Annotated in this window: 14 protein-coding genes; 9 read left to right on the top strand and 5 right to left on the bottom strand. The window is 65.3% G+C overall.

Annotation, left to right across the window (positions count from 1 at the left end; all coding sequences use genetic code 11):
• Positions 1 to 4 precede the first annotated feature (4 nt).
• The 9 genes from IE122_RS08385 (at position 5) to IE122_RS08425 (ending at position 7063) form a co-directional block, all read left to right on the top strand.
• A complete protein-coding gene (locus IE122_RS08385) occupies positions 5 to 3184 on the top strand; it encodes an intermembrane phospholipid transport protein YdbH family protein (RefSeq protein ID WP_189620706.1) in 3180 nt (1059 codons plus the stop codon).
• A 47-nt stretch (positions 3185 to 3231) separates the two neighbouring features.
• Positions 3232 to 3471, top strand: a complete 240-nt coding sequence (locus IE122_RS08390) for a YnbE family lipoprotein (RefSeq protein WP_229813913.1) — start codon at positions 3232 to 3234, stop codon at positions 3469 to 3471.
• The gene (locus IE122_RS08395; protein WP_189620707.1) at positions 3471 to 3863 is read left to right on the top strand and encodes a YdbL family probable chaperone protein; all 393 of its coding nucleotides are present in this window, start codon (positions 3471 to 3473) and stop codon (positions 3861 to 3863) included. The genes IE122_RS08390 and IE122_RS08395 overlap by 1 nt, the downstream gene beginning before the upstream one ends.
• Positions 3864 to 4114: 251 nt before the next feature.
• Positions 4115 to 4435 carry an AtpZ/AtpI family protein gene (locus IE122_RS08400; protein WP_189620708.1) on the top strand — a complete coding sequence of 107 codons (321 nt, stop codon included), beginning with the start codon at positions 4115 to 4117 and terminating at the stop codon, positions 4433 to 4435.
• A 69-nt stretch (positions 4436 to 4504) separates the two neighbouring features.
• Complete coding sequence (locus IE122_RS08405) at positions 4505 to 5287, top strand: F0F1 ATP synthase subunit A (protein ID WP_189620709.1); 783 nt, start codon at positions 4505 to 4507, stop codon at positions 5285 to 5287.
• Between the two features lie 39 nt (positions 5288 to 5326).
• Positions 5327 to 5551, top strand: a complete 225-nt coding sequence (locus tag IE122_RS08410; RefSeq protein ID WP_007013775.1) for a F0F1 ATP synthase subunit C — start codon at positions 5327 to 5329, stop codon at positions 5549 to 5551.
• Positions 5552 to 5667: 116 nt separating this feature from the next.
• Entirely contained in the window at positions 5668 to 6162 is a 495-nt protein-coding gene (locus IE122_RS08415) for a F0F1 ATP synthase subunit B (protein ID WP_189620710.1), read from the top strand.
• On the top strand, positions 6155 to 6691 hold the full coding sequence (locus IE122_RS08420; RefSeq protein ID WP_229813915.1) for a F0F1 ATP synthase subunit B family protein: 537 nt from the start codon (positions 6155 to 6157) through the stop codon (positions 6689 to 6691). Before IE122_RS08415 ends, IE122_RS08420 begins: the two co-directional genes overlap by 8 nt.
• 171 nt (positions 6692 to 6862) lie before the next feature.
• Positions 6863 to 7063 (top strand): flagellar FlbD family protein, encoded by a 201-nt coding sequence (locus IE122_RS08425; protein ID WP_189620711.1) that lies wholly within the window; start codon positions 6863 to 6865, stop codon positions 7061 to 7063.
• A 6-nt stretch (positions 7064 to 7069) separates the two neighbouring features.
• On the opposite strand, the gene gloB is transcribed toward IE122_RS08425, so the two are convergent.
• The 5 genes from gloB to trmD all read right to left on the bottom strand — a co-directional run.
• Positions 7070 to 7840, bottom strand: coding sequence for a hydroxyacylglutathione hydrolase (gene gloB / locus IE122_RS08430; RefSeq protein ID WP_189620712.1), 771 nt, complete (start codon positions 7838 to 7840; stop codon positions 7070 to 7072).
• A 181-nt stretch (positions 7841 to 8021) separates the two neighbouring features.
• The gene (rpsA, locus tag IE122_RS08435) at positions 8022 to 9746 is read right to left on the bottom strand and encodes a 30S ribosomal protein S1 (protein ID WP_189620713.1); all 1725 of its coding nucleotides are present in this window, start codon (positions 9744 to 9746) and stop codon (positions 8022 to 8024) included.
• Positions 9747 to 10054: 308 nt separating this feature from the next.
• The gene (gene hbs, locus IE122_RS08440; RefSeq protein WP_189620714.1) at positions 10055 to 10327 is read right to left on the bottom strand and encodes a non-specific DNA-binding protein Hbs; all 273 of its coding nucleotides are present in this window, start codon (positions 10325 to 10327) and stop codon (positions 10055 to 10057) included.
• A gap of 342 nt (positions 10328 to 10669) precedes the next feature.
• Positions 10670 to 11047 carry a 50S ribosomal protein L19 gene (gene rplS / locus IE122_RS08445; protein ID WP_189620715.1) on the bottom strand — a complete coding sequence of 126 codons (378 nt, stop codon included), beginning with the start codon at positions 11045 to 11047 and terminating at the stop codon, positions 10670 to 10672.
• Positions 11044 to 11644, bottom strand: a 601-nt coding sequence (trmD, locus tag IE122_RS08450) for a tRNA (guanine(37)-N(1))-methyltransferase (RefSeq protein ID WP_229813917.1), incomplete at its 5' end; no start/stop codon positions are given. The genes rplS and trmD, both read right to left, overlap by 4 nt.

Consider the following 11644-nt stretch of genomic DNA (forward strand, 5'->3'; position numbering starts at 1 on the left):
GCGAATGGCGCAAGACCTGGACCACCCGCACGCGGAGATCGACCCTGCCCCCGGCGGGGCGGGAATATCCCGCCGACGGCGCATCGCGCTGTCGGTGGCGGGGGTGCTTGCGGTGGCGCTGGCCGGTACCTGGCTGGCCCGCAAGGATATCGCCGATAACGTGATCGGCGGGCAACTGGCGCGGATGGGGCTGCCCGCGCACTACAGGATCAAATCGATCGGCCCGGCCGAGCAGGTGCTGACCGGGCTGGTGATCGGCGACCCGGCCCACCCCGATTTCACCGCCGACGAAGTGCGCGTGCGCACCCGGCTCTTGTGGGGCCTGCCCGGCATAGGCCGCATCACGCTGGTCCGCCCGCGTCTCTACGGCTCGATTCGCGGCGGCAAGCCCAGCTTCGGATCGCTCGACAAGGTGCTGTTCACCGGCAGCAAGGAACCGTTCGAGATGCCCGACCTCGATGTCGAGGTGGTCGACGGGCGCGGGCTGATCGATGGCGATTACGGCCGCATCGGCGTCAAGCTCGCCGGCAAAGGGGCCTTGCGCGACGGTTTCGCCGGAGAAGTGGCGGCGATCGCGCCGGCGCTGACCTTGCCGGGGTGCAGCGCCGGCCGCACCAGTCTCTACGGCCGGGTCTCGATCACCGATCGCCAGCCGCGTCTTCAGGGGCCGCTGCGGCTGGCCGATGTGGCTTGCGCCGGGGCCGGGCTCAAGCTGGCAACGGCAGGGGCAGATATCGACGCCACGTTCGATCGCACGCTCGACGGCGGGGAGGGCACGCTGGGCCTGCGCACCGGCCCCTTCGCGCAGGACGCAGTGGCGTTCGCGCAAGGCGAGGGCACCCTCCATGCGAGTTATCGCAAGGCAGCGCTGATCGCCCGCTACGACCTGACCGCGCGCGATGTCCGATCCGCCCAGATCAGAGCCCGCAGTCTGACGCTGTCCGGGCAGGCGCGCTCTGCCGAAGGCTTCTCACGGCTGGAGGCCGAGACCGATGTTCGCGCCGATCGCGTGGCGCTGGGCGACAGCATCGACACCGCGCTGGCCGGTGCCGCGCGATCGGGGCAGGGGACGCTGCTCGAACCGGTGGTCAGCCAGATCCGGCAGGCACTGAAGCGCGAATCGCTGGGCAGCTCGCTGGCGATGAACCTGATCGCCCGACGCTCTGCCAAGGGGCTGTCGCTGGTGGTGCCGCGCGCCGATCTGCGCGGCGGCAGCGGCCGCACGCTGCTGGCCGTCTCGCGCTTGCAGGCCACTGTCGCGCCCGGCGCAAGGGTTGCGCGGCTGACCGGCAATTTCGTCACCGGCGGGGTCGGCTTGCCGCATCTGGCCGGGCGGATGGAAAGCAACGGCCGCTCCGGGCTGACGCTGAACGCGACGATGGCGGACTATCGCGCCGGCTCGTCCCGCATCGCGGTGCCCCGGATGGTGGTTGCCCAAGGGCGCGACGGCGTGTTCGGCTTTGCCGGCAGCGCCCGGTTGAGCGGGGCGTTGCCCGGCGGCTGGGCCGAGGATCTGGCCGTGCCGCTCGACGGCGCGCTGGCGGGTAACGGCAACTTCCGGGTGTGGACGCGCTGCACCCCGGTGTCGTTCGCGCGGCTGGAACTGGCAAGTGTCAGGCTCGATTCGCGGGCGCTGTCGATTTGTCCGGTCGGCGGGCGCGCCATCGTCGAGCGGCGCGGCGGCGTGCTGTCGATCGCGGCGGGCAGCACCGGGCTCGACCTCAGCGGGCGCATGGGCGAAACCCCGATCCGCATCGCCAGCGGGCCGATCGGCTTCGCGATGCCCGGCGCGATCAGCGCGCGCAAACTCCAGATCAGCCTTGGCCCGGCGGGCAGCGCCTCGCGGTTCGCGATCTCGCACCTCGATGCGCGGGTGGGCAAGGATGTGGCAGGCACGTTCGACGATGCCGATATCGCCCTGTTCGCGGTGCCGCTCGACCTGCACCAGACGGCGGGCAACTGGCGCTATGCGGGCGGGGTGCTTGAGATCGACCGCGCCCGCTTCACGCTGGTCGACCGTCAGGCCCAGCCGCGCTTCCAGCCGCTGATCGCCCGCGATGCGACGCTGCGACTGGCTGACAACCGGATCGTGGCCGATGCCCTGCTGCGCGAGCCCAAGAGCGATCGGGCGGTGGTCACGGCCGCGATTCGCCACGATCTCGGCACTGCGCGCGGCTCTGCGGACCTTGATGTGCCGGGGCTGCTGTTCGATCGGCAGATGCAGGCGGGCGAACTGTCGGCGCTGGCGCTGGGCGTGGTGTCCGATCTCAAGGGCACGGTCAGCGGCACCGGGCGGATCGACTGGAACGAGCGCGGCGTCACCAGCCGTGGCCGCTTCGGCACCCAGGGCCTCGATTTCGCGGCGGCGTTCGGCCCGGTTCAGGGACTGTCGGGCGATGTGGTGTTCACTGACCTCCTCGGCATGGTGACCGCGCCCGATCAGAAGCTGAAGATCGCTGCGATGAACCCCGGTGTCGAAGTGGCCAAAGGCGTCCTCTCGTTCGAAATGAAGCCGGACCACTATCTCCAGATCAACGGCGCGCGCTGGCCGTTCATGGACGGGGTGCTGACGCTGGAACCCGCGCATATGCGGCTCGGCGTGGCGGAAACGCGCAACTATACGCTCAAGGTCGACGGCCTTGATGCGCAGACTTTCGTGCAGCACCTTGATCTTGCCAATATCCGCGCCACCGGGGTGTTCGACGGCCGGTTGCCGCTGGTGTTCGACGAAAACGGTGGCCGTATCGACAACGGCTTCCTGCGATCGCGCGAGCCGGGCGGCAATGTCTCCTATATCGGCGCGCTGACGTACAAGGACCTGTCGGCGATGGGCAACTTCGCCTTCAACGCGCTGCGGTCGGTCAATTATCGCCAGATGGAGATCGGCCTCGGTGGCTCGCTGTCGGGTGAGATATTCACACGCATCAGCTTCGACGGGCTCAGCCAGGGCACCGGCGCATCGCGCAATTTCCTGACCAAGCAGGTCGCCAAGCTGCCGATCCGCTTCATCCTCAACATCAAGGCACCGTTCTTCGGCCTGTTCGGCTCGATGCGTGCGCTTTACGATCCGGCCTACATCACCGATCCCCGGCTGCTGGGCCTGGTCGGCAAAGACGGGCGCGTGCCGGTCGTGCTGCCGAACGCCAGCGGCATTCAGCCTCCAGTCAGCGGGAATACGCCATGAAGTTCATCGAGTTGACCAAGTTGCGTGGCGCTGCGACAACGCCTTCCATGATCCACGGGAAGCCTGAAACCGCCGCCGTCCACGCAAACGTCCGCTCCGGCCGGCGCTCCGTGTGCGTTGTTCTGATGGGAATGCTGGCAGTGGCACCGCTGGGTGCCTGCGTGAACGTCTCGGCCCCTGACAAGCCGATCGTGATCGAGCTCAACATCAACATCAGGCAGGATGTGATCTACAAGCTGGCGGCCGATGCCGCCGACACGATCGAACAGAACAAGGACGTATTCTGATGGTCCAGTTTCGCACTCGTAATGGCCTCGCCGCACTGATCGGCACCGTTGCCGTGCTTGGCGCAGCGGGCACTGCGCTGGCTGAAGATCGCGATCCCGCCTATGCCACCGCCCGTGCGGCCGGGCAGGTGGGCGAACAGCGCGATGGCTACCTGGGCGTGGTTCCGGGTGCCCCCGCCACCGTTTCGGCGATGGTCAAGGATCTCAACAACCGCCGCCGCGCGATCTACACCGAAAAGGCGGCCGGCAAGAGCACGATCGAGGAATATGCCTTCACCACCGCGTGCCGGCTGATTCTGCAGACCGCGCCCGGCGAAAAGTATCAGGGCCTGGACGGCAGTTGGAAGACCCGCGGTGCCGGTGCCCCGGAACGCGATCCCAAGTGCCCCTGACGATCTGACGGCAGGCCCGTGCGCGGGCCTTGTCCCAAAGGCCCAGAGCCGGCGGCAGCGACAGGCTTCCGTCGGCTTTTTCGTAGATTTTTCAGGCTTGCGCCAAGGGGCCCGCTCGGGGAAACTCCATAAGAGTTGCAGTGCAGCACGCCCGCCGGTTGACTCGGGAAAGTGCCCACCCTAAGGGGGCGGCGCCGTCGGCGAGGAGCCGTCGTGCGTGTCATCCTTGCTGGGGTCAGCGGAGTATGGACATGAACGACGAACAATCCGCCGGAGATCCTGTCGGTGAGGATGCGCGCATCGATGCGCTGGATGAGCGGCTCGAAGCCCTCAAACAGCGCGAAGAACAGCGCCACGCACCGTCCGGAAGCGTGCAGACCGATGCGAGCTATCGTGCCGGCAACCGCGTGCTTTCGGACCTTCTGGGCGGGATCGCAGGGGGGCTGTTCATCGGCTGGGTGATCGATCACTTCGCCGGAACGTCGCCTTGGGGTCTGTTGGTGATGCTGTTCCTCGGAATATTCGTCGCCTTCAGGAACATCATTCGGAATTCCAACCGGGGCAACGACTGACCGCAAGGGCGCGGGCAGAGCGGCACCGGGGCCGGCAACGGTTCAATCTAAGGCAACAGGGATTAGCGCGTGGCAGCCGAAGGCAAGGTCGATCCGATGCACCAGTTCCAGCTCGAGACGCTGGCTGGCGCTGACTGGAACATCGCGGGTTACCACATCCCGTTCACCAATTCGTCGCTGTGGATGGCGCTTTCGACGCTGGCTCTGATCGTGTTCGTGGCCGGCGGCATGAAGCGCCAGCTCGTGCCCGGCCGCTGGCAGATGGCGGTGGAAACCTTCACCGGCTTCATCGACGGGATGCTGGCCGCCAATATCGGCGCGAACGGCAAGAAGTATGTGCCTTACATCTTCTCGCTGTTCATGTTCATCCTGTTCGCCAACTTCCTCGGCCTGCTGCCGCTCGGCGTGGTGGGCTTCCATCCCTTCACTTTCACCAGCCACTTCTCGGCCACCGGGGTCCTCGCGGTGCTGTCGTTCTCGATCGTCATCATCGTCGGTCTGGTGAAGCACAAGCTGCACTTCTTCTCGCTGTTCGTGCCGCACGGTACCCCGCTCATCATGATCCCGCTGATCTTCATGGTCGAGCTGATCTCGTTCCTGGTGCGCCCGTTCAGCCTCGGCCTGCGACTGTTCGTCGCGATGATGGCCGGCCACGTCCTGCTCGAAGTGCTGTCCAGCTTCGTCATCAGCACCGGCAATGCCAACATCGGCCTGTTCGCCATCGCCGGCCTGCCCAGCTTCATCCTGATGATCGGCATCTGCGCGCTCGAACTGCTCGTCGCCGGTATCCAGGCCTACGTTTTCGCCCTTCTCACCTGCGTCTATCTCAACGACGCCGAGAATCTTCACTGATCTTCCAGATCACGCATTTCACCAAAGGGAGTTTTTAATATGGACGCAGAAGCTGCAAAGCTGCTTGGTGCCGGTCTCGCCGCTATCGGTTGCGGTCTCGCCTCGATCGGCGTGGGTAGCGTTTTCGCCAAGTTCCTCGAAGGCGCGCTGCGCAATCCGGGTGCCGCTGACGCTCAGCAGGGCCGCCTGTTCATCGGCTTCGCCGGTGCGGAACTTCTGGGCCTGCTCTCGTTCGTCGTTGCCGCGCTGCTGATCTTCGCCTGATCGCAAGCGTCGTTTCGACCTGCCGTTTCGTTTTCGGCCGCCTGAACCCTTTGGTCGGGCGGCCGGGACGATCCGGACCAGAAATTTTCACGGTTACCTCGGGACAGGGCTGACCCATGCCTCAGATCGCACAGTTGGGCGAGTTCTACGCCAGCCAGATATTCTGGATGCTGGTGTTCTTCGGGATCACTTTCTTCGTCGTCGGACGCGGAATGGTGCCGAAGGTGATGGACACCGTCGCTCAGCGCGACAAGCAGATCGCCGACGACCTTGCCGCCGCCCAAAAGGCGCGCGAGGCCGCCGATACCGAAGAAGCCGCATGGCGCACGCGTGAAAACGCCAACCGCAATGTGGCTCAGGGTCTGATCGCCGAAGCGCGTACCAAGGCTGCCGAAGCCACTGCCCAGCGCCTTGCCGCTGCGCAGACCGGCATCGACGCCACGCTGGCCGCCGCCGAGAACCGCATCGCCGAAGCGCGCCGCGCCGCAGCCTCTCAGATCGAGGATGTCGCCGCTGACGCCGCCGGGGACATCGTCAGCCGCCTTGCCGGCCTCTCGCTCGATCCGAACGCCGTTCGCTCGGCCGTGAAGGAGACCCTCGCTCATGGCTGAAGCCGAAACCGCCGCGCACACCGGCGCAGTCGAACATCACGCCGAACCGGCGCTGATGGGCTTCGCGCCGCCGGTCGCCATCGTCAGCGCCTCGATGCTGGTGCTGATCCTCATCATGCTGTGGAAGAAGGTTCCTTCGGCGATCACCAAGGGCCTCGATTCCAGCATTGCCGAGATCAAGGCCCAGCTCGAAGAAGCCCGTTCGCTGCGCGCCGAGGCCGAAAGCCTGCGCAAGGAATATGCCGACAAGATCGCCAACGCCGAAAAGGACGCGGCCGCGCTCTTGGAGCATGCCCGCCACGAAGCCGAAGCGATCGTCGCGAAGGCCGAGACGGACACCGCCGAGGTGATCACCCGGCGCGAGAAGATGGCGCAGGACAAGATCGCCGCCACCGAACTGGCTGCCGTCACTGAACTGCGCAACCAAGCCGCAGCCGCTGCCGCCGGAGCCGCCAGGGGCCTGATCGCCGCCAACTATTCGGCCGGTGCCGACAAGGCGCAGGTCGATCAGGCGATCGCCGGGATCTGATCCCGTCCCGGCCGTCGTCGATCGCGGCATCCGGGAAACCCGCACAAAAAGGCCCTCGTCGTCGGACGGGGGCTTTTTTGCGTTCCGAAAGCGGGGCGATTTGATCGAGATCGCTGGCTTTGGCCGCGCAACCGCCTAAGCTGCCTGTCCCATCAAGAGGAGAGGCTATTCATGTTCGTCAAGCTGACCAGCGTCGATCGTACACCCACCGTCATCAACGCCTCGCAAGTCACCTTCATCTCGCAAGTGACCGACGGCACCCGCATCCGCTTCGGCGAAGGGCGCAGCGTGACCGTGGTCGAGCCGCTGGAAGAAGTGATGAACCGGCTTGACCACACCCAGTCGTTCCCGGGCGATCTGGTAGCGGGCTGACGCCGCCTAGAAACTGTCCTTGGCGGCGCGCAGGGCGGCGAACGTCGCCACTGCGTCGCCGGGGTGCCCATCGGGTGCCCAGCGGGCCTGCAAGCCCGGATCATCGGCCCTGAGAAACGGGTTGGTCAGCAGCTCGCGTTCCAGCTTGGCCGGAACCGTCGGCAGGCCTGCGGCCCGGCAGCGGTCTATCTGGGTTGCATAGTCGGCCAGTTCGGCGTTGTCCGGATCGGCGTGGCGGGCAAAGCGGGCGTTCGATGCGGTATATTCGTGCGCGCAATAGAGCATCGTCTCGCCCGGTAGCGCCTTGATGCGCGAGAGGCTGGCCCAGAACTGCGGCGGCGTGCCTTCGAACATTCGGCCGCAACCCAGCGCAAACACCGAATCGCCAACAAACGCCACCAGCGCATCGGGCAGGTAATAGGCGCAGTGGCCCAGGGTATGTCCGCCGACGTCGATCACGTGGGCGTCCCAGTCGCCCAGCATGATGACATCGCCCTGCCTGACCGTCCGGTCCACCCCGTCGATCTTCGCCGCATCGCCTTCGGGGGCGGTGATCCGGCAGCCGGTCACCGCCTTGATCGCTGCGTTGCCGCCGGCGTGATCGGGGTGCCAGTGGGTGTTCCAGATCTGGGTGATCTGCCACCCCTTGATCGCCGCCTGCCGCAGATACTCGTCTGCGTCGGGCGTATCGATGCAGGCGGTTTCCTGGCTTTCCGGATCGTGCAGCAGAAAGCCGTAATTGTCCGAAAGACAGGGGAACTGGTGGATCTCGATCATCGGGTCTCTCCTTACCCCCAATGTAGCGATCCGCCCCCAAAGCAAAAGCCCGCCCGGCATCCCCGAAGGAGGCCGGACGGGCTTTTGCAATTTCCCTTGTTTCGTCATCCCCGCGAAAGCGGGGACCCAGCTACCAACGGTTCGTTGGGTTCCCGCTTTCGCGGGAATGACGAATGCAGGATCAGCGGTTCTTGAGCGCTTCGCCCAGGATGTCGCCCAGCGACGCGCCCGAATCGGACGAGCCGTACTGTTCCACCGCTTCTTTCTCTTCGGCGAGCTGGCGCGCCTTGACCGAGAAGTTGGGCTTCTTCGAACGATCGAAGCCGGTGACCATCGCATCGAGCTTCTGGCCGACCTGGAAGCGATCGGGGCGCTGTTCGTCGCGGTCACGGCCGAGGTCCGAACGCTTGATGAAGCCGGTCGCACCGTCTTCACCAGCCTGCACTTCGAGGCCGCCGTCACGCACTTCGAGGATGGTCACGGTGGTGACTTCGCCACGACGCAGCGAACCGGTGCCGGTACCGCCGGCAGCAGCCGAAGCCGTGCCGCCCGCAGCCGGAGCGCCACGCTCAAGCTGCTTCATGCCGAGGCTGATGCGTTCCTTCTCGATATCGACGTCGAGCACGACCGCCTGCACGGTCTCGCCCTTGCGGTGCAGCGCCAGCGCGTCTTCGCCCGAGATGCCCCAGGCGATGTCCGACATGTGGACCATGCCGTCGACGTCGCCGTCGAGGCCGATGAACAGGCCGAACTCGGTCGCGTTCTTGACTTCGCCTTCCACGGTCGAGCCGACCGGGTGCTTTTCGGCGAAGGCTTCCCACGGGTTCTGCTGGGCCTGCTTGAGGCCGAGGCTGATGCGGCGCTTGTCGCTGTCGACTTCCAGCACCATGACTTCGACTTCCTGCGAGGTCGAGACGATCTTGCCGGGGTGGACGTTCTTCTTGGTCCAGGACATTTCCGACACGTGGACAAGGCCCTCGATGCCGGCTTCCAGTTCCACGAACGCACCGTATTCGGTGATGTTGGTGACCGTGCCCGACAGCTTCGCGCCGACCGGGTACTTGACTGTTGCGCCATCCCAGGGATCGCTTTCCAACTGCTTCATGCCGAGGCTGATGCGCTGGGTATCCTGGTTGATGCGGATGATCTGGACCGTCACGGTGTCACCGATATTGATGACTTCGTTCGGGTGGTTGACGCGCTTGTAGCTCATGTCGGTGACATGGAGCAGGCCGTCGATGCCGCCGAGGTCGACGAACGCACCGTAATCGGTGATGTTCTTGACGACGCCTTCGATCACCTGGCCTTCGGACAGCTTGTCGATCAGTTCCGAGCGCTGTTCGGCGCGGGTTTCTTCGAGGACGGCGCGGCGCGACACGACGATGTTGCCGCGGCGACGGTCCATCTTGAGGATCTGGAAGGGCTGCGGCACGTCCATCAGCGGGGCAACGTCGCGCACCGGGCGGATATCGACCTGCGAGCCCGGAAGGAAAGCCACGGCGCCGTCGAGGTCGACGGTGAAGCCGCCCTTGACGCGGCCGAAGATGGTGCCTTCGACGCGCTTGCCTTCGCCGAATTCGTTTTCGAGCTTGTCCCAGGCGGCTTCGCGGCGGGCGCGGTCGCGGCTGAGCATCGCTTCGCCGTCAGCGTTCTCGACGCGATCGACATAGACTTCGACTTCGTCGCCCACCTTCAGGCCATGCTCGCCTTCGCCACGGGCGAATTCGCGCAGGGCCACGCGCCCTTCGCTCTTGAGACCGACGTCGATGACGGCCTTGTCGTTTTCGATGGCGGTGACGGTGCCCTTGACGACGCGGCCTTCGAAGCCGTCATCGGCGACGCCGCCGAGCTGTTCGTCGAGCATTCTCGCGAAATCGTCGCGAGTTGGGTTGGCAGAAGTTGCCATTAAGACTTTCCTTCATAACGATTTTCCGGCCAGGCGGTTGTCTCCGCCGGTCTTCCTCCGCCTTCCGCATGATTGCCTGGGCGGGCCAAAAGGGCCGTACCGCCGCGAGGGCCGGATGCCGTTCGCAGCATCCCTGCGGCGGAAACCCGCCCGCAAGGACCGCGCGCCTTTACGCTCCGGCCCGCGTCAATGCAAGGAAATTGCCGGGTTGCCGACCGCCAGCCCCATAAGAAAAACGCCGCGCTGCCCGGGGGCAGACGCGGCGTATTCGGTGTTGACCTGCGAGGCGTTACAGGCCGGATGCCGTCTTAGTTGACGGCGTCCTTCAGGCCCTTGCCGGCCTTGAACTTCGGCTGAGCCGAAGCCTTGATTTCCATCGGTTCGCCGGTGCGCGGGTTGCGGCCGGTCGAGGCCTTGCGCTTGGCGACCGAGAACGTGCCGAAACCGACGAGACGGACTTCATCACCCTTCTTGAGCGCACCCGAAATGGTGTCGAACACGCTTTCCACCGCCTTGGTGGCATCGTTGCGGGTGAGGCCGCTGGATTCGGCGACGGCGCTGATCAGATCATTCTTGTTCATTATGGGAACCCCCTACCTTTCAATGAAATCGGACTTGATGGGAATTTCAGATTCGCCTCTGGAATGGCGACGGAATTGAGCGGTTTTTACCCGTGCTGTCAAAGCCAAAAACCGCTAAAAACTCGCGGTTTATCGCGTTTTTCAGCCCTTATTTCGGCGTCTTTCGATTGTGCGACGCAGCATCGTGCGGCCCGGAATTCGTCCGCGTGGCGAACGCGGCCGAGGTGCCGCAGCGCAGCAGCCGCAGTGTGCGAGATGCCGGAGGACGGGAAAAAGCAAGGGCGGCCCGCGGGGAGCCGCCCTTGACTTTTCAACCGGTAAGATGGCGAACGAGCGTTAAGCTCAGCCCTGACCACCCTCGGTGCGCACATCGCGACGCTCGGCGATGCGGGCGCGCTTGCCGGTGCGGCCGCGCAGGTAATAGAGCTTGGCGCGACGCACAACGCCGCGACGGACCACCGCGATGCTGTCGATGTTGGGCGAGTACAGCGGGAACACGCGCTCCACGCCTTCGCCGAAGCTGATCTTGCGCACGGTGAAGTTCGAATTGAAGCCGCGGTTCGAACGGGCGATGCACACGCCTTCGAAGTTCTGCACGCGGCTGCGGTTGCCTTCGATCACCTTCACGCCGACGCGGATGGTGTCACCAGCGCGGAATTCCGGAATTTCCTTCGCGGCCTTGGCGATTTCCTCGGCCTCGATCTGTTGAATCAGGTTCATGAACCCTGGTCCCTGTGTTTTCGCCGCGCGCCAGAGGCAGGCCGGTCCCGAGCGCCGACGTGACGCTCCCAAAGGTCCGGTCTGCGTAACCGAGTATCATCCTCCGCCTGCCGTTTCCGCCAGGCGGCGATTTTCGCGTGATCCCCCGATCGCAGCACTTCAGGGATCGCGCGCCCTTCCCATTCGACGGGTCGGGTATAGTGCGGGTATTCGAGCAAACCGTCCTCGAACGATTCCTCCGCCCCGCTGGAAGGCGCGCCCATTACGCCGGGAAGCAGGCGAATGCAAGCGTCAAGCACCATCAAAGCCGCACATTCGCCGCCCGAAAGCACGATATCGCCGACCGACACTTCCTCGACATCGCGCCCGGCAAAGATACGCTCGTCGAAGCCCTCGAACCGCCCGCACAGGATGATGACCCCCGGCCCCGCCGCTAGCTCGCGAATGCGCGCCTGGGTAATGGGCTTGCCGCGCGGGGTCATCGCGAGGACGGGGAGGGGGGCAGCAGTACCGGCAAGCCCCTCCCCTTCAGGGGAGGGGTTGGGGTGGGGGTTCTCGTCCAGCGTCAGGGTTGGCGGCGCGCCCCCACCCCCATCC

Source organism: Novosphingobium colocasiae (genome assembly GCF_014652555.1).
In the GTDB taxonomy this organism is placed as follows: Bacteria; Pseudomonadota; Alphaproteobacteria; order Sphingomonadales; family Sphingomonadaceae; genus Novosphingobium; species Novosphingobium colocasiae.